Source organism: Streptomyces sp. NPDC043427 (assembly GCF_056436655.1).
Genome location: NZ_JBWKCC010000002.1, coordinates 322,415 through 343,706, shown reverse-complemented (window position 1 = coordinate 343,706; position 21,292 = coordinate 322,415). Strand labels below are relative to the sequence as shown.

At 69.7% G+C, this 21,292-nt stretch carries 18 protein-coding genes; 7 read left to right on the top strand and 11 right to left on the bottom strand.

Annotated elements, in window-relative coordinates; all coding sequences use genetic code 11:
- Positions 1–74: 74 nt before the first annotated feature.
- The gene (locus AC067M_RS05430) at positions 75–308 is read right to left on the bottom strand and encodes an exodeoxyribonuclease VII small subunit (RefSeq protein WP_478695638.1); all 234 of its coding nucleotides are present in this window, start codon (positions 306–308) and stop codon (positions 75–77) included.
- Positions 309–317: 9 nt separating this feature from the next.
- Positions 318–1,526 carry an exodeoxyribonuclease VII large subunit gene (xseA, locus tag AC067M_RS05425; RefSeq protein WP_478695637.1) on the bottom strand — a complete coding sequence of 403 codons (1,209 nt, stop codon included), beginning with the start codon at positions 1,524–1,526 and terminating at the stop codon, positions 318–320.
- 71 nt (positions 1,527–1,597) lie between these two features.
- Here xseA and AC067M_RS05420 point away from each other — a divergent pair, with 71 nt between their 5' ends.
- Positions 1,598–2,623 (top strand): 4-hydroxy-3-methylbut-2-enyl diphosphate reductase, encoded by a 1,026-nt coding sequence (locus tag AC067M_RS05420; RefSeq protein ID WP_478695636.1) that lies wholly within the window; start codon positions 1,598–1,600, stop codon positions 2,621–2,623.
- Between the two features lie 29 nt (positions 2,624–2,652).
- A complete protein-coding gene (ppgK, locus tag AC067M_RS05415; RefSeq protein WP_478695635.1) occupies positions 2,653–3,399 on the top strand; it encodes a polyphosphate--glucose phosphotransferase in 747 nt (248 codons plus the stop codon).
- Between the two features lie 293 nt (positions 3,400–3,692).
- Here ppgK and AC067M_RS05410 read toward each other — a convergent pair whose 3' ends face one another.
- The gene (locus AC067M_RS05410) at positions 3,693–4,106 is read right to left on the bottom strand and encodes a DUF6542 domain-containing protein (RefSeq protein WP_478695634.1); all 414 of its coding nucleotides are present in this window, start codon (positions 4,104–4,106) and stop codon (positions 3,693–3,695) included.
- Positions 4,107–4,733: 627 nt separating this feature from the next.
- On the opposite strand from AC067M_RS05410, the gene ychF reads away from it, so the two are divergent.
- Complete coding sequence (ychF, locus tag AC067M_RS05405; protein WP_393620590.1) at positions 4,734–5,822, top strand: redox-regulated ATPase YchF; 1,089 nt, start codon at positions 4,734–4,736, stop codon at positions 5,820–5,822.
- A gap of 154 nt (positions 5,823–5,976) precedes the next feature.
- Here ychF and AC067M_RS05400 read toward each other — a convergent pair whose 3' ends face one another.
- Positions 5,977–6,618 (bottom strand): DedA family protein, encoded by a 642-nt coding sequence (locus tag AC067M_RS05400; protein ID WP_478695633.1) that lies wholly within the window; start codon positions 6,616–6,618, stop codon positions 5,977–5,979.
- A gap of 39 nt (positions 6,619–6,657) precedes the next feature.
- The gene (locus AC067M_RS05395; RefSeq protein ID WP_478695632.1) at positions 6,658–6,801 is read right to left on the bottom strand and encodes a hypothetical protein; all 144 of its coding nucleotides are present in this window, start codon (positions 6,799–6,801) and stop codon (positions 6,658–6,660) included.
- 243 nt (positions 6,802–7,044) lie between these two features.
- Here AC067M_RS05395 and AC067M_RS05390 point away from each other — a divergent pair, with 243 nt between their 5' ends.
- The 4 genes from AC067M_RS05390 (at position 7,045) to AC067M_RS05375 (ending at position 11,479) form a co-directional block, all read left to right on the top strand.
- Entirely contained in the window at positions 7,045–8,205 is a 1,161-nt protein-coding gene (locus AC067M_RS05390; protein ID WP_478695631.1) for a sensor histidine kinase, read from the top strand.
- Entirely contained in the window at positions 8,202–8,870 is a 669-nt protein-coding gene (locus AC067M_RS05385) for a response regulator (protein WP_478695630.1), read from the top strand. Before AC067M_RS05390 ends, AC067M_RS05385 begins: the two co-directional genes overlap by 4 nt.
- A gap of 198 nt (positions 8,871–9,068) precedes the next feature.
- A complete protein-coding gene (locus tag AC067M_RS05380) occupies positions 9,069–9,284 on the top strand; it encodes a hypothetical protein (protein WP_478695629.1) in 216 nt (71 codons plus the stop codon).
- 8 nt (positions 9,285–9,292) lie between these two features.
- On the top strand, positions 9,293–11,479 hold the full coding sequence (locus AC067M_RS05375; protein WP_478695628.1) for an MMPL family transporter: 2,187 nt from the start codon (positions 9,293–9,295) through the stop codon (positions 11,477–11,479).
- 157 nt (positions 11,480–11,636) lie between these two features.
- On the opposite strand, the gene AC067M_RS05370 is transcribed toward AC067M_RS05375, so the two are convergent.
- The 6 genes from AC067M_RS05370 to AC067M_RS05345 all read right to left on the bottom strand — a co-directional run bounded on the left by AC067M_RS05370 (position 11,637) and on the right by AC067M_RS05345 (position 21,099).
- Positions 11,637–14,831, bottom strand: coding sequence for an RICIN domain-containing protein (locus AC067M_RS05370; protein ID WP_478695627.1), 3,195 nt, complete (start codon positions 14,829–14,831; stop codon positions 11,637–11,639).
- Between the two features lie 84 nt (positions 14,832–14,915).
- Positions 14,916–16,679 carry an amylo-alpha-1,6-glucosidase gene (locus tag AC067M_RS05365; RefSeq protein ID WP_478695626.1) on the bottom strand — a complete coding sequence of 588 codons (1,764 nt, stop codon included), beginning with the start codon at positions 16,677–16,679 and terminating at the stop codon, positions 14,916–14,918.
- Positions 16,680–16,778: 99 nt separating this feature from the next.
- The gene (locus AC067M_RS05360) at positions 16,779–17,621 is read right to left on the bottom strand and encodes a carbohydrate ABC transporter permease (RefSeq protein WP_478695625.1); all 843 of its coding nucleotides are present in this window, start codon (positions 17,619–17,621) and stop codon (positions 16,779–16,781) included.
- Positions 17,618–18,601 carry a carbohydrate ABC transporter permease gene (locus AC067M_RS05355; protein WP_478695624.1) on the bottom strand — a complete coding sequence of 328 codons (984 nt, stop codon included), beginning with the start codon at positions 18,599–18,601 and terminating at the stop codon, positions 17,618–17,620. The genes AC067M_RS05360 and AC067M_RS05355 overlap by 4 nt, the downstream gene beginning before the upstream one ends.
- Before the next feature lie 19 nt (positions 18,602–18,620).
- Positions 18,621–19,865: a sugar ABC transporter substrate-binding protein gene (locus tag AC067M_RS05350; RefSeq protein WP_478695623.1), complete on the bottom strand. Its 1,245-nt coding sequence runs from the start codon at positions 19,863–19,865 to the stop codon at positions 18,621–18,623.
- Between the two features lie 163 nt (positions 19,866–20,028).
- Positions 20,029–21,099 (bottom strand): LacI family DNA-binding transcriptional regulator, encoded by a 1,071-nt coding sequence (locus AC067M_RS05345; protein WP_478695622.1) that lies wholly within the window; start codon positions 21,097–21,099, stop codon positions 20,029–20,031.
- Positions 21,100–21,292 lie beyond the last annotated feature (193 nt).

The following is a 21,292-nucleotide window of genomic DNA, read 5'->3' as shown; positions in this document are numbered from 1 at the left end:
CGACAGGGAAGTTCAACCTTCAACAAATTCCGGGGCGCGGTGATCGGCCTCACACACACCCCGGACCTCCCCGCCTACTCGCCCCCGGCGTCGCCCTCTTCCTCGGCCTCCTCGGCCAGCGCCGCGTCCAGCCGCGCCCGCGCCCCTTCGAGCCACCGCCGGCACACCCTGGCCAGCTCCTCCCCGCGCTCCCACAGGGCCAGGGACTCCTCCAGCGTCGTACCGCCCGCCTCCAGCCGCCGTACGACCTCGATCAGCTCGTCGCGCGCCTGCTCGTAGCCGAGCGCCTCATCCACCTTGCTGGTCATCCACCCACCCTAGTTATCGACTCGTACGGAGAACTCACCTTCGGCGACCCGGGCGCGCAGCGCCTCGTCCGCCGTCACCTCGCCCGGATCCCGGACCACATGCCCGTCCGCCTTCTGCAGCACCGCGTACCCCCGCTTCAGGGTCGCCGCGGGGGAGAGGGCCACCACGCGCGCGTGCGTGTGCGTCAGCTCGGAGTCGGCGCGGTCGAGGGCATGGCCGAGGCAGCGCCGGGCGCGCTCCGTGAGCGAGACGACGTGATCGGCCCGCTCGTCGACCATCCGGTGCGGATCCTCCATCACCGGCCGGGCGAGCGCATGGGCCAGCCCGCGCTCCTCCCGCTCCACGAACGCCCCCACGCACCGCCGAGCCCGGTCCCGCAGCATCCGCACCCGCTCGTACTCCTCGCCCACGTCCGGTACGACCTTCTTCGCGGCGTCCGTGGGCGTCGAGGCGCGCAGATCGGCGACGTAGTCGAGGAGTGGGGTGTCCGGCTCGTGACCGATGGCCGACACGACGGGCGTACGACAGGCCGCGACCGCCCGCACCAGCTGCTCGTCGGAGAACGGAAGCAGATCCTCCACGCTGCCCCCGCCCCGCGCGACGATGATCACGTCCACGTCGTCGATCGCGTCGAGGTCCTTCACGGCCTGCACCACCTGCGGAACGGCGTGCACCCCCTGCACCGCGACGTTGCGCACCTCGAAACGGACGGCGGGCCAGCGGTGCCGGGCGTTCTCCAGCACGTCACGCTCCGCCGCGGAGGCCCGCCCGCACACCAGCCCGACCAACTGCGGAAGGAACGGCAACCGCTTCTTGCGCTCGGCCGCGAACAGCCCCTCCGCCGCGAGGGACTTCTTCAGCTGCTCCAGCCGCGCGAGCAGCTCCCCGACGCCGACGGGCCTTATCTCCACGGCCCGCAGCGACAGCTGCCCCCGAGGCGCGTACCACTCCGGCTTCGCCTGTACGACGACCCGGGCGCCCTCGCCGACCACATCGGCGACCGCGTCGAACACCTGCCGGAAACAGGTGACGCTCACGGAGATGTCGTACGACGGATCCCGCAACGTCAGGAACACGACGCCCGCACCCGGCCGCCGCGACAGCTGAGTGATCTGCCCCTCCACCCACACCGCACCGAGCCGATCGATCCACGACCCGATCAGCCGTGAGACCTCAACGACGGGCAGGGGCGCTTCGGGCGACGTATTGACAGCCATGCGGCGAGGGTAACGGCCGGGACTGACATCCCCGACGCGGCGAACTCGGGCGCCTCCGGCGCGGCCTTACGATGGGGTGCATGACTGCTTCGCCTGGCCGCCGTGTCCTGCTCGCCGCTCCCCGTGGCTACTGCGCGGGTGTGGACCGCGCCGTGATCGCCGTCGAGAAAGCCCTCGAGCAGTACGGAGCCCCGGTCTACGTCCGCCACGAGATCGTGCACAACAAGTACGTCGTGCAGACCCTGGAGAAGAAGGGTGCCGTTTTCGTGGAGCGGACCGAGGAGGTGCCGCCCGGGAACATCGTCATGTTCTCGGCGCACGGCGTCGCCCCCGTCGTCCACGAGGAGGCCGCGCGCGGCCGGCTCGCCACCATCGACGCCACCTGCCCTCTGGTCACCAAGGTCCACAAGGAAGCCGTCCGGTTCGCGGACGAGGACTACGACATCCTGCTGATCGGGCACGAGGGCCACGAGGAGGTCATCGGCACCTCCGGTGAGGCCCCCGACCACATCCAGCTCGTCGACGGCCCCACGGACGTCGCCAAGGTCGAGGTCCGCGACCCCTCCAAGGTCGTCTGGCTCTCCCAGACCACGCTCTCCGTCGACGAGACCATGGAGACCGTCGACGCGCTCAAGGAGAAGTTCCCGCAGCTCATCTCCCCGCCCAGCGACGACATCTGCTACGCCACGCAGAACCGTCAACTGGCCGTGAAGCAGATGGGCGCCCAGGCCGAGCTGGTGATCGTGGTCGGCTCCCGCAACTCCTCCAACTCCAAGCGGCTCGTCGAGGTCGCCAAGCTCGCCGGCGCGCGCGAGGCGTACCTCGTGGACTTCGCCAGCGAGATCGACGAGGCGTGGCTGGAGGGCGTGACCACGGTCGGCGTCACCTCCGGCGCCTCCGTGCCGGAGGTGCTGGTCGAGCAGGTCCTGGAGTGGCTCGCCGGACGCGGCTACGAGGACGTCGAACTCGTCAAGGCGGCCGAGGAGTCCATCACCTTCTCGTTGCCCAAGGAGCTGCGCCGCGATCTGCGCGACGAGGCGGCCGCCCTGGTCGCCGAGCGCGGCGGTGCGGGTGCGGCTGACGCCCCTGCGGAGTGACAGTCCGTCGTCCGTCGTAACGTGGGGCCATGCAGATCTTCGGCGTGGACATCGGTGGTTCCGGGATCAAGGGCGCCCCTGTGGACCTGGACAGGGGCGACCTGACTGAGGAGCGCTTCAAGGTGCTGACCCCGCACCCGGCGACGCCGGACGGCGTCGCCGACGGCGTGCGGCAGGTCGTCGAGCACTTCGGCTGGACGGGACCGGTCGGGCTGACCTTCCCGGGGGTGGTCACCGGCGGGTCCACGATCCGCACCGCGGCGAACGTCGACAAGAGCTGGATCGACAGGGACGCGCGCGCGATGTTCAGCGAACGCCTGGGCGGTCTCCCCGTGACGGTCGTCAACGACGCGGACGCGGCAGGCGTCGCCGAGATGCACTTCGGCGCGGGCAAGGACCGCCCGGGCACGGTCGTCCTCCTCACCTTCGGCACCGGCATCGGCAGCGCCCTCTTCGTCGACGGCGCCCTCGTCCCCAACACCGAGCTCGGCCACCTGGAACTGCACGGCCACGACGCGGAGAAGCGCGCGTCCAGCAAGGCCAGGGAGGACGAGGAGCTGACGTGGGAGCACTGGGCGCGCCGCGTCCAGAAGTACCTCGCCCACGTCGAGATGCTCTTCTCACCCGAACTCTTCATCATCGGCGGCGGTGTCAGCCGCAAGTCCCACAAGTTCCTCCCCCACATCGAGGGCATCAAGGCAGAGATCGTCCCCGCCCAGCTCCAGAACAACGCGGGGATCGTGGGGGCGGCGATGCGGGCGGCGGAACACGGCTGAGGCCCGCAGGGGCGGCCGGTGACCGTCGGTGGTCGGCGCGGCGGTGGGCCGACCGACGGCCGGCGACTGACGGCCGGGGAGGGGTGCGGGCCGCCGCAGCAGCGGCTGGCGGGGCAGCCCGGCCCTGAGCGGGGCGGTGAGGCTTCGCGGCCGGCGGCCGATGGCCGGAGTACGGCGGGCAGCCCCCGCCCAGCTGCTGGAGTGCGGCCGGTGAGGGCCGCCCGGCCGCCGGAATGACTCCGGCGGAGCCCCGCCTGGCCGACGGATGTCCTGTGCCCGGCGGCGGAGGAGGGTCAGCGGAAGTCGCGGACCGGGCGGTGGTTCATCAGGCGCACCTTCCGTACCGTCGCGATCAGGGCGGCGACGAGTGTGCCGCCGTACAGCCAGCCCGCCTGGGTGGCGAGGGCGGTGAGGAGGCCGACCAGCCAGCCGCTGAATCCGTCACCGCCGCCGGCCACGGGCAGCAGCCCGACGGCGAAGGCGATCGGCACGACGACCGGCGCGGTCAGCAGGTCGGCCCGCCGGATCCAGAGCGCCGTCAGCACGCACACCGGCAGGAACAGCACGGCGTACGCGGTGAGCGAGCCGAACAGCAGTTGGTCGAGACACCCGAGCAGGAACATCACCAGCATGCAGAAGAGTCCGCCGCCCAGACCCGTGAGCCGGGGGTTCGGCAGCCGCCGCACCGACTGGACGACGGAGGGCACGGCCTTCTGCCCCGCCGACGGCCGCCGGGGAGGCCTGGGCTGCACGGGGCGCGGGGAGCGGCCGGGCTTGCCGGGCCGAGGAGCGGGCTTCCCGGAGAGAGGAGCGGTCCGCTTGGAGGCGCTGCCCGCGCCCTCGCGGACCGGACCCGTGCCTTCCCGAGCCGGACGCGAGCCCTCGCGGACCGGACCCGTGCCCTCCCGGGCTCGACCCGCACCGTCCCGGCCCGACCCCGCACCGTCCCGGCCCGACCCCGCACCGTCCCGGCCCGACCCCGCACCGTCCCGGCCCGGACGCGAGCTCTCCCGGACCGGACCTGAGCCCTGCCGAGCGCGGCCCGCACCGTCCCGCGTCGGTCCGTCGCCTCTCGTGCCGTCGCGCCGCCCTGCCTGCGGGGGCAGGGGCGGCCGGCCGTCGCGTCGTGTTCCGGGCTGCGGGGGTCGCGTCCTGTGTTGCTCCACCGGACCAACTTAGGTCGGTTTATGTGCCGAATGGGGCCTCAGACACGCCGAGGGACAGAGCTTGGCCAAGCGTTCGACGCGTCGCCGTAGGGGCACGGGACACGCCGTAAACTGGGGGATCGGCCAGCCCCCTGGCCCCCTGGCCCTCTCACTACGGGAAGTCGCAACGTGTCGCTCACGATCGGAATCGTCGGTCTGCCGAATGTCGGCAAGTCGACCCTGTTCAACGCCCTGACCAAGAACGACGTGCTGGCGGCCAACTACCCGTTCGCCACGATCGAGCCCAACGTGGGCGTGGTCGGCGTCCCCGACCCCCGCCTCGACAAGTTGGCCGAGATCTTCGCTTCCCAGCGGATCCTCCCGGCGACCGTCGACTTCGTCGACATCGCCGGCATCGTGCGCGGCGCGAGCGAGGGCGAGGGCCTGGGCAACAAGTTCCTCGCGAACATCCGCGAGTCGGACGCGATCTGCCAGGTCATCCGCGCCTTCAAGGACGAGAACGTCGTCCACGTCGACGGCAAGGTCTCGCCGAAGGACGACATCGAGACCATCAACACCGAGCTGATCCTCGCCGACCTCCAGACGATCGAGAAGGTCCTGCCGCGCCTGCAGAAGGAGTCGCGGATCAAGAAGGACATCGCTCCCAAGGTCAAGGCCGTCGAGGAGGCCAAGGAGATCCTGGAGAAGGGCGACACGCTCTTCGCACACGGCATCGTCCAGGGCAGCGAGCGCGCGGAACTCCTCCACGACCTGCACCTCCTCACGACGAAGCCCTTCCTCTACGTCTTCAACGTCGACGAGGACGAGCTGACCGACGACACCTTCAAGGACGAGCAGCGCGCCCTGGTCGCCCCCGCCGAGGCGATCTTCCTCAACGCCAAGCTGGAGCAGGACCTCGCCGAGCTCGACGAGGAGGACGCCCTGGAGCTCCTCCAGTCCGTCGGCGCGGAGGAGCCCGGCCTCGCCACCCTCGCCCACGTCGGCTTCCGGACCCTCGGCCTGCAGACCTACCTCACGGCCGGCCCCAAGGAGTCCCGCGCCTGGACCATCAAGAAGGGCGCCACCGCCCCCGAGGCCGCCGGAGTCATCCACACCGACTTCCAGAAGGGCTTCATCAAGGCGGAGGTCATCTCCTTCGAAGACCTCGTCGAAACCGGCTCCGTCGCCGAGGCCCGCGCCAAGGGCAAGGCCCGCATGGAGGGCAAGGACTACGTGATGCAGGACGGGGACGTCGTGGAGTTCCGCTTCAATGTGTGAACTCCACCATGTCGCTGACCTGGGGAAATGAGATTCCTAAGTACTTCCGTGACGGCCTCGAAAGTGAGGCCGTCACGGACCTGAAAGAGTCGGTCGGAAAGAGACTCGATCGCGGGCGCTCAGTTGATCGCGTCCTTGTGGGCTGTGGTTGTGCCTACTGGACACTGCTCCGTCGCCGTTCGCGTATCCGGACCGCCACGAACACGACGACTGCCAGTGTGACGACTGCGATGACCGCCTTCTGGAAGATGCCCGCGTACTCGTCCACGACCCGCCAGTTGTCGCCCAGCAGGTAGCCGGCCACGACGAAGCCCGAGTTCCAGATCAGGCTTCCGAGCGTGGTCAGGGACAGGAACTGCCACATGGGCATCCGTTCGACGCCCGCTGGTAGCGAGATGAGGCTGCGGAACAGGGGCACCATCCGGCCGAAGAACACCGCCTTCGTGCCGTGTTTGAGGAACCAGCGTTCGGTGCGGTCGAAGTCTGACGGTTTCATCAATGGCGCGCGGACGATCAGGGAGCGGACGCGGTCGCGGCCGAGCCACGCGCCCAGCCAGTAGGTGAGCAGGGCCCCGGCGACGGAGCCCAGGGTGGTCCAGAACAGTGCCATGAACAAGCTCATGGTGCCCTGGCTCGCGGCGAAACCGGCCAGTGGCAGCACCAGTTCGCTCGGTATCGGCGGGAAGATGTTGTCGATGCCGACGAGTAACGCCGCTCCCGGCCCGCCCAACTTGTCCATGATGTCTACCGCCAGGCCGGCGAGACCTCCTGGCTGTTCGGCGGCTGCCACGTACATGCTCTGACTCCCTCGGGTTGGCTGTGGATGATCGCCGCGTCATGTGTTCTGGTGTGGGCGCACCATGAGGTGGTCGGCCGCGACCGCCATGAGCGCAGCGAGGATCCGGAACTCCAGGCTGGGCGCGTACTGCTTCGGCATCTGGTCCGAGATGGACCCGAGCTCGGGGTGTCCGTCGGGCAAGGGAAGGCTGGTATCGCCAGAAGGGGGCCGGCCGGTGATCATCGCTCCTGGCGGGTCTCCCGGAGGCGACGAACCCGACGGATTCCGATGCTGCTGACACGCTGCGACCGTAGAGCCCGTTTGAGTGAAGCCTAGTAAGTCTCCATCATGCGTGTTTGCCTGTGGTGTTCGACCGGGGATGCGGTGCGTGTGTGGACATGCGGCAAGTGCCGTGCCCGCGAGCGGAGTTGGCAGAATGGACGCGTGCCGCCTCTTGAGCAGACCCGTTTCCGGCCGCCTCGTGGCGTCCACGCCGACGCCGTACTGGCCTTCGGGACGTTCGTGTTGGTGGCGATCGCCGAGGGGCAGCGGCTGAGCACGGGCGAGGGCTCGGTGCCCTCCCGGATCGCGTCCTGGATGCTGATCGTCGCGGTGTGCGGAGCGCTGTTGTTCCGGCGCCGGTTTCCGGTGGCGGTGGGCTGGTTCACGGCGCTGGCCACGGGCGGCTACTACCTCCTGAGCGCCATCGACGGTCCGCTGGTCGTGGTGCCGATCGTGGCGCTGTACGCCATCGCGGCCCACGGCAGGCTGCGGGCGGCTGTCGCCATGGCATCGTCGATGGTGATCGGCGTGTACGCCGGCACGCTTGTGGGCAACAGCGATGTCACCGGCACGGCGGTGTTCATGCTCACCGGCTGGCTGGTCGCCGTCGTGGCTCTCGGCAGTGTGCGGCACGGCCGGGTGGCCTATGCCGAGGAGGAGGCGCGGCTGCGGGCCACCGAGGAGCGGCTGCGTATCGCCCGCGAGCTGCACGATGTGATCGGGCACAACATTTCGATGATCAACGTGCAGGCGGGTGCGGCGCTGTACCGGTTGAAGAAGGATCCCGCCCAGGCCGAAGAGGCGCTCGGCGCGATCAAGGCGAGCAGCCGGGAGACCCTGCGGGAGCTGCGGGCGACGCTCGGCGTGCTCCGCCGGGTCGATGAGGAGGCGCCCACGTCACCCGCGCCGGGGCTGGCCCAGGCCGACGAACTGGTGGCCTCCGCGAAGCTGGCGGGGCTCGAGGTGCGGATCGAGCGGACCGGGGCCGAACGCGCGCTTCCCGCTCCGGTCGACCTGGCCGCGTACCGGATCGTGCAGGAGTCGCTGACCAACGTCGCCAAGCACAGCGACGCCGGACAGGTCACGATCCAACTCGCCTACGGGGTCGAGAAGCTGACCGTGACAGTCGAGGACGACGGCGAGGGTGCGGAGGCCGGCCCGGTCGGACCCGGTAGCGGCAGCGGGGTCACCGGCATGACGGAACGGGCGCGGGCACTGGGCGGTGAACTGACCGCCGCCCGGCGGCCGGAGGGCGGATTCGCGGTGCGGGCCCGGTTACCGTACGAGACCGTGGGAGAGCCGACGGAGCGGAGCGATCGATGATCAGGGTCCTGTTGGCAGATGACCAGCGGCTCGTGCGGGCCGGGTTCCGGTCGATCCTGGACGACCAGGACGACATCGAGGTGGTGGGGGAGGCCGCGGACGGGAAAGCCGCGGTCTCGGCCTGCCGCGAACTCCGGCCGGACGTGGTCCTGATGGACATCCGGATGCCGGGGACGGACGGCCTGGAAGCCTCTCAGGAGATCGCCGGGGATGAGCGGCTGGCATCGGTGAAGGTGGTCATCCTGACGACCTTCGATGAGGACGAGTACGTGTACGGGGCGCTGCGCGCCGGGGCGACGGGCTTTCTGGTGAAGGACACGGAGCCGGAAGAACTGCTGCAGGCGGTACGGGTCGCCGCCCGGGGCGATGCCCTGATCAGCCCGTCGATCACCCGGCGCCTCATCGCCGATTTCGCGGGCCGGGTGCACCAACCGGTGCCGCATCCCCGGCTTGATGTCCTCACCGACCGCGAGCGCGAGGTCATGCAGCTGGTGGCCGCAGGGCTGACGAACGACGAGATCGCGGCACGGCTCGTGTTGGCCCCGTCGACGGCGAAGACGCATGTCAGCCGGATCATGGCGAAGCTGGGGGCACGGGACCGGTCGCAGGTCGTGGTGGTGGCGTACGAGTCCGGCTTGGTCAGCCCGGGCTGGCTGGGGGACTAGGGTCTTTCGTTTGGATCAGGCCGGACCCCGCGAGCCCGGCATGATCCAAACGAGAGGCCCTGGCCCGGCCGGCGCGGTGAACGGCACACCCGGCACTCCTGGGGTACGACGCGGCGGCAGTCTGCATCCACTGGGGTACGCCCCAGTGTCAGCCGCAGGCTGACGATTCGGCCCCCTCGCGAAGGCACGCTCGAGGGCATGAACGCAACCCCCTTCCCGGGACGGGCCACGGCCGCGTTCGTCGGCGCGCTCGTCGGGGCCGCCGCCGGAACGCTGCTGGTCACCGCTGCCGGGGCCCTGGCCTTTGAGGTCAACGGCGTGTTCGCCGCTCTGGGTATCGGCGTGCCCGCGCTGGGCGGCGCCGTGGTGGGTGCGCTTCTTCAGCCAGGCCACTCACGCTCGAATTCGAGGTAATCACACCCATGTCTCCCACCCGCGGCGCAGCCGCGTCCCTTGCCCCGCCCGCACCACCGGACCGGCCGGATCTGCCGCGTGGCGGCCGGTTCGGAGCCCTGGCCGGCTGGGCGCAGCGTCACCGCTGGGCCGCCCTGCTGATCTGGGTGGCCGTCCTGGCCGCCGTCACGCTGGGCTCGCAGGCCGCAGGCTCCGCGTACAAGAACGACTTCGCCCTGCCGGGCACCGACTCACAAGCGGCCACCGACCTGTTCACGAAGCACGGTTCCGCCCAGGCCGGCGACAGCGTCGACATCGTGCTCAAGGACAGCCAGCGCATCGACGGCCGCAAGGCCGTTGTCGACAAGATGCTGGCCGAGGTGAAGGGACTGCCGGGCGTCGCCGATGTACGCAGCCCGTACACCGACGCCTCCGCCGTATCCAAGGACGGCACGATCGGCTACGCCACCGTCACGCTCGACGCCAAGGCCGAGGCCATTCCGAAGGAGGACGTCACCGCGATCATCGACACCGCCAAGGGTGCTGAGACGGACCGTCTCCAGGTCGAGGTCGGCGGCGAGGCCGTGCGCGGCGCCGAGGAGAAGGGCAGCCCGACAGCGGAATTGGCGGGCATCGTGGCCGCCCTGGTCATTCTCGGGTTGCTCTTCGGCTCCCTGGTGGCGGCCTCGGTGCCGCTGCTCACCGCCCTCTTCGCGGTCGGCAGCGCCCTCGGCCTGATCGTGCTCGCTTCGCACGGCTTCACCATCGCCGACTTCACCCCGCCCATCACGATGCTCGTCGGACTCGGTGTCGGCGTCGACTACGCCCTGCTGATCTTCTATCGATACCGGCAGGAACTCACCGACGGCGCCGACCCGGCCCAAGCCGGCCGCAAGGCCCTGGACGCCGCGGGACGCACGGTCTTCTTCGCCGGCTGCACCGTGATCATCGCTCTGCTGGGCCTGGTCGCGCTCGGCCTCGGTTCACTGCAGGGCGTGGCCCTCGCCCTGGCCCTGACCGTACTGACCACGATGGCCGCCTCGCTGGTCCTGCTGCCCGCACTGCTGGCGCTCTTCGGCAAGCGCATCCAGCGCCACGTGCTCAAGAACGCCGCGAGGACCGCGGCCAAGGGCAAGACCGAAGGCCGCCGCTGGCGGGCCCTGGCCTCGGCCGTGCAGCGCCGTCCGCTGCCGTCACTGCTGGTCGCCGTCCTCGCCCTGCTGGCCCTGTCCGCACCGGCCCTCGGCATGCGCCTCGGCTTCGCGGACGCGGGAAACGATCCGAGGACCACGACCTCCCGGCAGGCGTACGACCTGCTCGCCGAGGGCTTCGGCCCCGGCTTCAACGGTCCGCTGGTCGTCCTCGCGCAAGGAGACGAAGCCGCCGGCAAGGCCGTCCAGTCGGAGCTGGCAAAGACCGAGGGCGTGGCCGCGGCCAGTCCCGCGATGGCCTCCGAGGACGGCGCGCTGTCCACCGTGATCGTCTACCCGAAGACGTCACCGCAGGCCGAAGGCACCGCCGACCTCGTGCACCACCTGCGTGACGACGTGGCCCCGAAGGTGGAGCAGGACACCGGCGCCACGATCCTGGTCGGCGGAGCCACCGCCGCGTCCCAGGACTTCGCGGACACCGTCTCGAAGCGGCTGCCGCTCTTCGTCGCGGTCGTCGTCGGCCTTTCGTCACTGCTCCTGATGCTGGTCTTCCGGTCGATCCTGATCCCCGTCAAGGCAGCCCTGCTCAACCTGCTCTCGATCACCGCCGCGCTCGGCGCGATGACCCTCGTGTTCCAGCACGGCTTGTTCGGGGTGCAGCCAGGCCCGATCGAAGCCTTCCTCCCGGTGCTGATCTTCGCGATCGTCTTCGGGCTCTCGATGGACTACGAGGTATTCCTGGTCTCGCGCATGCACGAGGAATGGGAGCGTACAAAGGACCATTCCCTCGCGGTACGGGAAGGACTGGCCTCCACCGGCAAGGTGATCACAGCGGCCGGGGCCATCATGATCGTCGTGTTCGGCGCCTTCATGCTGAGCGCCGACCGGATGCTCCAACAGTTCGGCCTCGGCCTCGCGGTCGCGATTCTGATGGACGCACTGGTCATCCGCTGCCTGATTGTCCCGGCCCTCATGCAACTGATGGGCAAGTGGGCCTGGTGGCTGCCCGCCCCGCTCGCCCGGCGCCTGCCCGAGGTGGCACTCGAACGCCCCACGGGAAGCTGACAACCGGCCCGGAGGAGTCCGACCCCGGGCGAGCCGTGCTGACTCTGTGTTGACGTGGATCTCTCAGATACTCGTTTCCGCAGTGAAGGGCATCGGCCCGCCGGACTGTGCCGGCGGGCCGATGCCCCTCATGTTCCGTTGTCGGTGGTGGGTCAGGTCAGTCCTTGCCGGAGAGCCGCCAGATCTGGTTCTTCTTGGTGGTCAGGGTGCTGCCGGTGTCGCATGTCCATTGGTGGATGAGGGCGCCGGGTGCGGTGGAGATGGTGCTGACGTCGACGCATTTGCCGCTGTGGACGGCGACGAGTTGGTAGTCGTGGCTGTTGCCCAGCGCGGTCACCGCGCGCAGGGTGAACCGCTGGTTGGTGCCGCCGGTGCAGGTCCACTGCTGGACGGCGGCCCCGTCGGCCGTGGAGAGGGCGGAGACGTCCAGGCACTTGCCGCTGACGTGGTTGACGAGGGTGTAGGTGCCGGCCGCGCCGCTGACGGGGTGGAAGTCGAAGCGCTGTTCCTGGCCGGTGCCGCAGGTGTTCTGCTGGTACTGGGTGCCGTTGGCGGTGGACTTGCCGGGGTCTTCGAGGCAGAGCCCGCTGTGCTGGGCGACGGCCGTGGAGGAGAAGCCGGACGAGGCGCCGATGTGCAGGCTCGCGGGTGCGAAGGAGACCTGGTCGATGTGGGGTGCGGAGCTGGAGCGCATGGGCTGTCCGATGTCGGACCCGCCGCCGGAGTACACCACGCCGATGGTGGTGCCGTCCCAGTTGTAGAGCTGTGAGGCGGTGAACTTGACGGTGTTGGCGCCCTTGGTGAGGGTCACGGGGACCGTGTAGTCCTCGAACTGGTTCCAGTGCAGGGTGCTGGCGAAGTTGACGCGGGTGGAGGTGCCGCCGTTGACGCTGACGTCGGCGTGCTCGGCGTACAGGTCGGGGTTGTAGTGGTTGGAGGGCAGTTCCTCGGCGTTGGCGTAGCGCATGGTCATGGCGTACGTGCTGGCCGAGGGCGCGTTGACGTTGAGGGTGAGGGAGTTGGCGGTTCCGTTGCCGATGCCGGTGACGACGCCGCCGTTGGCCTGGCTGTAGGTGGTGTCGGTGGCCGCGGTGCCGGTGAGGGTGCCGTTCTCGGCCTGGTAGGTGACGACGTTGCCGGTGGTGACGGCGTCGGTGGCGCCGAACGGGGTGACGGCCAGGTTGTCCAGGGCGAGGGTGCCGCCGGCGCCGGTCACCTTGACCTTGTTGATGCCGCCGTTGAGGTAGACCCGGTTGGTCGAGGTGGACCAGGCGCCGGTCGTCGCGCCGGAGAGGGTCTGGTCGTCGGCGGTCTTGCCGTTGACGGTCAGGGTGGCCTGGCCGGTGTTGCGGTAGCGGGCGGTCAGGTCCGCGTATCCGTCCCGCGGTGAGTAGACCCAGAACGTCGCGGCCTTGCCGGAGGTGAGGTTCACCGCGCCCGCGCCGGACTGGCCCTGGGAGGCGTAGGTGGCGGTGCCGCTGTCCGAGAGGTTGGCCTGCTCGGCCTCGTAGAGCGTGGTGCCCTGGACGGTGGCGTCCCTGTACCGGAGGTCGATCTTGTCGATGAGGGCGTCGCCGACGGTCTTCGCGCCGTTGTCGCCGGTGGTGGCCAGGGTGATGGTGTGGCTGCCGGCGGTCAGGTGCACGGTGGTGTCACTGTGCCCCCACACCACCCACTGGAAGCCCACCGGTATGTCGATCCTGGTCGACGCTCCGCCGTCGACCCGCGCGTACACGTTCGTCGGGCCCTTGACATCGGCGTCCTTGGCGTAGCTGTTGCCGAACACCGACAGGTCGTAGTCGCCGGTGGTGGGGACGGAGACGGGGAAGGAGATCACCGTGGTCGAGCCGGTGCGCAGGCCGCCGACGTCCTTGGTGCCGGAGGTGGCGAACTTGCCGACGTTGCCGGTGGTGCCCTCGGTGTTGATGTTGTAGCCGCTGCCGCTGAGCGTGGCGTTCTCGGCCTCGTACGTGCCCGTCCAGGTGCTGTCGGAAGCGGTGGTGCTGCCGGTGCCGCCCGGGGAGACGATCACCTGGTACGCGGACATCGCGTCGAGGGTGATGGGGACGGTGATCGAGCCGTCGGTTCCCACGGCGACGTCGGCGTCGGAGAGCCGGGTCGGGGTGGCCGCCGCGCCGATGTAGCCGCTGTAGCGGTCCTGGAACACGCTGACGTGCACGGTACTGCCGAAGACGGCGGGGTCGATGTTATTGATGACGGTGTCGGAGGCGCCGCTGGTGCCGCCCCCGGCGAGGATGACGCGGGCCTGCTTCTTGGCCGTGTCCAGACTCGCCAGGCCCTGGAGGGTGTACGCGGCGTTGGACGCGGCGCCGGTGACCTTGACGGTGTTGCCGCCGCTCATGGAGCTGTACCAGTTGTACAGCCACCACTGGGCGTTGGGGGTGTTCTGTGCCGCCGCCGAGTCGCCGAGGTTGCCGTTGATGTTCCAGTACGGCAGGTTGCCGTCGACCTTCTTGTCCTCGATGGCCCCCATCCACTGGACCATCTGGCCGGGGTCGGTCAGGTGGTAGCGGTGGGCGTACTCGTTGAGGTTGACGGTGATCGGGGAGGTGACCCCCGCGGCGGTCTCCGCCGAACGGTAGGTGTCGACGGTGCTACGGACCTCCGCCGGACTGCCCAGGGTGTGCCAGGTCGCGACGTCGGGCAGGCAGTTGTTGGCCTTGCAGTAACTGAGGAAGCCGTTGAAGGCGAAGGAGCTGTAGCCGGCGAGGTTGGGCCCTGCCAGCCGTGCCGCGGGCCAGATGCCCTTGATGAAGTTGTAGGTCTGGCGCCACTCGGCGTTGAAGTTTGCCAGCACGGTCGAGTCGGTGCGCATGCCTTTGAACCAGCCTACGTCGGGCTCGTTGTAGGGCACGAAGACGATGTGGCTCGCGTAGGGGCTGGCCATCGCCTGCTCGACCTGCGTCTTCATGGTCGCCTGGTAGGCCGAGTAGCTCTCGCGCTCGTAGTTGGCCCGGTAGACGTCCGTCATGTAGATGAGGATGTCTCCGCCGCCGCTGTCGGTGAACGGCTTGGCGATCTCCAGGGCGTCCGAGCCGGGGTGCTGCTGTCCGTCCTGGTACTTGGTGTTGGTGGTCTTCAGCCCCATCCCCTCGATGAGGTTGTTCGTCGGTACGTCCGGGCCGTACAGGCCGTACAGCGCCCCGGAGGCGCCGCCCCGGAAGGCTCCGGTGCTGGTGCCCAGGTCGACGGTGAGGGTGGGGGTGGCGGCGGAGGCCGGCGTCGCCATCACGGTGGTGGCGCCGGCTACGACGGTCAGCGAGAGCAACGACTTGGCGATGCCGTGGAGAAGGCGTCTCTTGGTCGAGCGCCTTTGCCCGAGTCTTGGCATGTGCTTATGTCCCTTCAGGGATAGGACTTCTTGTTGCTGCGCCGGCCCCCGTGCCGGACGTTTGGGCGGGTTGTCGCGTGCGGTTCAGGCGAAGGTGGCTGCGGTCTCAGCGTCCGCGCCGCGCCGGTGGTGGTCGCGGGCGAGCAGCAGGTAGCTGCTGGCGGTCCAGGTGTAGGCGCGGTCGCGTAGTCCCTGGCCGGTCAGTGCGTCGAAGTTCTCGGCGAATCCGGAGGTTTCGCACAGGGCGCGGAAGCGGGCGCTGATCTCGTCCGCGAGGCGTGCGTGCCCGGCGCGGCGCAGGCCGTCCTCGATGAGCACGGTGGCGGGGGCCCAGATCGGGCCGCGCCAGTAGCCGTCGGGCTCGTAGTGGGGGGAGGCGGGGTGTTCGGTCGCCAGGCCGAACGGGGTGAGGTGGGCTTCGATCCGTTCGGCCAGCCGGTCGCGGACCTCGGTGGGCAGGCGGTCGCCGAGCACGATCGGCATCAGGTCGAGCAGGCTGGAGCTCGGGGCGGCGGGGGCTCCGCCGTGGGCCGGGCGGCTCAGGAACCGTTCGCCGTCCCACAGCTCGTCCAGCAGGGCGGCCTGGAGGGCGTCGGCTGTCTCGGTGCGGCGCCGGGCGTCGTCAGGGAAGCCCAGTTCGGCGGCCAGCCGGGCCAGTTCGTCGAGTTGCAGGATCAGTACGGCGGCGAGGTCGGCGGTGACGGCCACGCGTGCGGGGTCGAAGGTGGTGGCGTTGTCCCAGCCGCTGTCGTTGCCGTGCTGGTAGTGGGGCAGGACGGCCGCGGGTGCGCGCCGGGCGGTGAGCCAGAAGTCCGTCCAGCGGGTCAGTCTGACGTACGCCTCGTTCAGCTGGGCCGGGGTGAGCGGCTCGGGGAGCCGTCGGCGCAGGTGGCCGAAGGCCCAGCCGTGGATGGGCGGTTTGACGAAGTTGTACAGGACCTCGGAGTGGGTGACGGAGTCGGGCAGCGCCCCCGTCTCGTCCTGGTGGTCGAAGGGTAGCGAGAACTGGTCCCAGGCGAGACCGGGGGAGCCGGGGGCCAGGGCCAAGGCGTTGAAGCAGTGGTCCCAGCTCCAGACCTTGTCCATCCAGTGTTTGGACATCAGCACCGCGGGCCGGGTGACCAGGCCCGCCGGGAGTACGGTGGCGGACCACACCACATACGCGGCGAGTTCGGCTGCCGGGGTGCCGGCCGAACGCCACGGGGCGACCGCGTCGGCGAACTCGGCGAACGATCGCCGTGCGGCCTCCGTGACCTCGCCGAACGCCGCCGACGAGCGGTAGGGCCGTCGCGCACTGTCGAGTTCCTCGACCGCGACCTCCCACGATCCGTCGGCCTCGGCGGTGACCGTGAGCCCGCGGTCACCGGCGCCCAGGACCTGGGAACCGGACACCTCGGCAACCGTGCCGGACAGCACGGTGATCCGGTAGCGGCGGCCGGTCTCGTAGGAGGTGAACGTGTGGGCACCGTCCACCGGGTCGCGGTAGAAGTAGGTGCCGCCGAAGGGGGTCAGGGCCCTCGCCGCCGCGGTGACGCGCAGGTCCAGCCCTTCGCCGCGCAGACGGACGGTGTCCGGTGACGCGTAGGCGAGTTCGACGCGGCCGTGCGCACCGGTCCAGCTGAGCAGGCCCGGGGTCGCCTCGACGCGGGTCTCGGCGCGGTCGCCCGTCGCCCGGTCCAGGGGGACCAGGCTCAGGACGGCGTGCATGCCGTTCTGGTGCGAGACGAGGTGAAGGTCCTCGGCGTATGTCTTCTCCGCCAGCACGGGAGAGATGCCGAACCAGGATCCGTGTGTGCTGAAGGGGATGTCGTGAACGGAGAAGGCCGGGCCGGACGGAGCGGCGGTCATGGAGGTGGTACTCGTTTCTTGAGCAGGGGTGATCGGCGGTCGGCCGGGCGGGGCGACGGCCCGTGGACGGCGCGGCTGCGTGCGGGCGGTGGTCCGGCGTCAGTCCTTGACGGCTCCGGCGGTGACGCCGGCGGCGACGTAGCGCTGCGCGAGGACGAGGATCACCGTGGCGGGCAGCGAGGCAACGACGGCGGTGGCCATGATGGCGTTCCACTGTTGGTTGTTGTTGCCGATGTAGTGGTAGATGCCGAGGGTGATCGGCTCGTGGGCGCCGCCGTTGACCAGGGTGCTGGCGAAGACGAAGTCGGACCAGGACCACAGGAACGCGAACAGGGACACCGTGACGACGGAGTTGCGGCTCATGGGCAACACGATCGACCGGAAGGTGCGCAGGGGTCCGGCTCCGTCCATTTTCGCGGCCTGGAGCAGTTCGCCGGGGATGCCGGACATGAACGCGGTGAAGATCAGTACCGCGAAGGGGACGGCCAGGGTGGAGTCCGCGACGATCAGGCCGGGTACCGACTGCAGCAGCCCCAGCTGGAGGTAGATGGCGTAGAAGCCCATCGCCATGATGATGCCGGGGATCATCTGGGCGGCCAGCAGGACGAAGCTGAGGAGTCCGCCGCCGCGCGGGCGGAGCTTGGCCAGCGCGTAGCCGGCGGGCGCGGACAGGACCACGGTCAGGACGACGGTGCCCAGGGCGACGACGAGGCTGGTGCCGAGGTAGGGCAGCTGCTCGTCGAGGACGGCACGGTAGCCGGCCAGGGTGCCGTGGACGGGGAACAGGTCCGGTGGGCTCTTGCGCATGTCCTGGTCGCGGGTGAACGACACGTTCAGCATCCAGTAGACCGGGAACAGCATGACCGCGGTCAGAAGGACACCCGCAGTCGTTTTCCCCCACGCGCGGCGGCGCCGGTTCAGGACCAGCCGGGGACTCGTCATGACAGCGCCTGCTTTCGCTGGACCTTCAGATAGATCAGGCCGAACACCAGGGCTGCGACCACGAGGAGGTTGCCGACGGCCGCGCCGGGGCCGAAGGCGGGCAGGAGGTTGCCGAAGCCGAGCTGGTAGGACCAGGTGGCGAAGGTGGTGGACGAGTTGGCCGGGCCACCCTTGGTCATGATCCAGATGATGTCGAAGACCTTGAGCGTGTAGACGAGGCCCAGCAGCAGGGTGATGGCGGACACCGGGCGCAGCAGGGGAAAGGTGATGCTCCAGAAGCGGCGCCAGGCGCCCGCCCCGTCGAGGGCGGCGGCCTCGTACAGGCCGGCCGGGATGGACTGCAGGCCGCTGTAGAGCACGACGAGGTTGAAGGGGACGCCGATCCAGATGTTCGCGATGATCACCGAGGCGAGGGACCACGACGGTGAGGTCAGCCAGTTCACCGGGCCGATGCCGACCGCGTGCAACACGGAGTTGACGACACCCGAGTCGGAATTGAGCATCCACGACCAGGTGGACGCCGACACGATCAGCGGCAGCAGCCACGGTACGAGGAAGAGGGCGCGCAGGGTGGCGGAGAGCCGGAAGTGCTGGTGGAAGAAGACCGCGAGGGCCAGCCCGATGGCGTACTGGAAGACCAGGCACACGGCGGTGAACACCGCGGTGTGGAGCAGGGCGGGGCCGAAGGTCGGGTCGTCGAAGACGGTCCGGTAGTTCTCCAGGCCCGTGAAGGGCGCGTCGCCCTGGACGAAGGAGCGAACGGTGTAGTTGCGCAGGCTCAGGTCGAGGTTGCGGTAGAGGGGATAGGCGTAGAAGAGGGCGAGGTAGAGGGTGACCGGGGCGAGGAACGCCCAGGCGGCCCATTGCTGGGAGGCGGGACGGCGCCGGGTGGTGGTGCGGGCCGGGGGCGGGGCGGCGGTCGCCGCCCCGCTCCGGTCGAGCACCGGCCGGCGGTCCGCCAACGGTGTCGTGTGCTTCATCGGCTGGTCGGAGTCCTGATTACTTGACGGCGGACTGGGCCGAGCCGAGGGCGTCCTTCGGCGACGCCGACCCGCTGAGGGCGGACTGGACCGCCTTCCACATCTGCTCGGAGATCTTGGGGTACTTGGTGCCCAGGTCGTCGCTGGTGCGTCCCTTGGCGGCCTGGACCGCGTCGACCCAGGGCTTGAGCTTGGGGTTGGCAGCCACCTGCTTGTCCTGGACCTCGGTGGTGGGGGCCACGTAGGACAGCGTCGTGTCGGTTTCGAGCAGGTTCTGGCTGTTGCTCAGGCAGGACACGAGCTTCTGCGAGGTGGCGTAGCGGCCGGTGTCACCCTGCACCGGGATGGTGACGAACTCACCGCCGGTCGGGGCCGCGGCGTCGCCTCCCGTGGCGGCGGGTATGGGCAGCACGCCGTAGTCGAAGCCGGCCTTGTCGGCATTGGCGAGCTGCCAGGTGCCGTTCTCGCTGAACGCGTAGTCACCGCTGGCGAATTCCTGCCAGCTGGTCGTCTGGGTGTTGTTGATCACCGAGTTGGGGGCGTACCCCTTGTCCAGCCAGTTCTTCCACAGCGACAGCGCGGAGACCGCCTGGTCGGAGTCGAGTGCGGTCAGCTTGGCTCCCGCGCCCCAGAACCAGGGCAGGAACTGGAAGCTGCCCTCCTCCGTGCCGATCGCGGAGAAGGTGATGCCCTTCTTGCCCGCCTTCTTGACCTTCGCGAGCGCCGCCGTCAGCGACTTCCAGTCCTTGACCGAGGCGATGTCCACGCCGGCCTTCTTCAGCACCTTCTTGTTGTAGTAGAGGGCGAGGGTGTTGGCACCGATCGGCGTGCCGTACGTCTTGCCGCCTGACTGGCCGGCCGCGAGGAGGTTGGGGTTGACCTTCGAGGTGTCCAGCTTGTTGTCGTCGGTCGTGGCCAGCACGCCCGCCTCCGCCAGGGTCGACACCACCGGGTTGTCGACGATGAGGACGTCCGCGGAGTTGTCCTGCTGCGCCGCCAGCAGTGCCTTGTTGGTCAGGTCACTGGTGTCGAACGCGGTCCGCTTGATCTTCACCCCGGCCTCGGTGCCGCAGTCGTCCAGCAGCTTCGCCCACGCCGAGTCGTTGTCGAACTGCGGGTAGGGGTCCCAGATCGTGTACGTGCTGTTGTCCGCGGCCTTCGTGGAGGTGTCGCTTTGGCCGGAGGAGCACGCGGTGGCGCTGGTGGTGACGGCGACGACGGTCAGGACTGCGGCGGTGAGACGCCGTCTGGCAGATCGGTTCATGGCGTATTCCTCGTGGTTTTCGGCACAGGTGTGCCCTCGGATCGGCACAGGTGTGCCCTGAGAGGGGTGATCGCGGGTGGTCGGCTCGCCGAGCCCGGGCGGTGAGCCGCTCAGCCGTCCGGTACGGGGGGCGGCGGGTGCAGGGGAGCGTGCGGAGGGAGAGTCAGAGGTTCGTACGGGCCCCTAAGCCCGTGGCCGGGTCGGTCGGCATGGTGTCCGCGGGTGCGGTGCCGGCGGGTGCGGTGCTCGCTCGCAACGAGATCGGCGGCGCGAGGAGGTGGTGCCGGGCCGGTGCGTCGGGGTGGTCGAGCCGCTCGACGAGCAGCTCGACGGCGAGGCGGCCCATCTGCTCCGCCGGTACGTCCGCCGCGGTGAGCTGCGGGGTCACCGTCTCCGCCCACCGGCCGGCCACGACCCCGGTGACCGAGAAGTCGCGTGGCACATGACGGCCGGCCTGGGCCAGCCCTCGGTAGAGGCCACCGAGCGCGGCCTCGTTCAGTGTGACCAGGGCCGTGGTGGCGGGGTCGTCGTGCAGGATCCGCTCCAGACAGGCGAGGCCCGAGGCGGCGTCGTCCCCACAGCAGTACGTCCGCACCGTGAGGCCGCGTTCGGCCGCGGCCTTGGTGAACCCTTCCAGTCCCCGGTGGGCGGACTCGTACCCGGCCCGCAGGAGCTGCTCCGGCCGGTTGACGAGGGCGACCCTGCGGTGGCCCAGGTCGGCGAGGTGGTGCACGCACGCCGCCGCGAGTGCCGTGTGGTCCAGGCCCACCCACCAGCTGCCCTGCGGGTGGGCGGTGCGGCCGATGGCGACGGAGGGGAAATCCACCGCGGTGAGGTGGTCGAGCCGGTCGTCCTCGAGCCGGATCTCCATCAGGATCGCGCCGTCGACCCGGCGCTCGCCCAGCAGCCGCTGGAACGAGCGGTCGCTGTCCACACCGCTCGGAGACAGCAGCACGTCGTAGTCGTAGGACGCGGCGGCCTCGGTGACGCTGCCGATGAAGTCCAGCTGCATGCCGGTGTAGTGGTTCCCAGCCGGCGGGAAGACCAGGCCGATGGTGCTGGTCCGGCCGTTGGCCAGGGCCCGCGCACTCGCGTTGGGCTGGTATCCCAGCTCGTCGATGACCCGCTGGATGTTCTGGCGGGTGTCCTCGGACACGGGGCGCTTGCCGCTGAGCGCGTACGACACGGTGCTCCGCGAGACACCAGCCCGCTTGGCAATCTCACCGATGTTCACGGAACTCCTTGCTGAGCTGTCGAACCGATTCGATGTTTCCAGAGAGTGAGATGGTCAGGCGTCGCCCGTTGAATCGGTTTCCTGACTCCAGGGGTGGGAACCGTTCAGATGTCGAGCGTCGAACCGGTTCGCGTGAAGTGAAGGTAGGAGCCCCCCGGGCCAGTGTCAACGCCTCGCTCCGAAAATTTCGTAA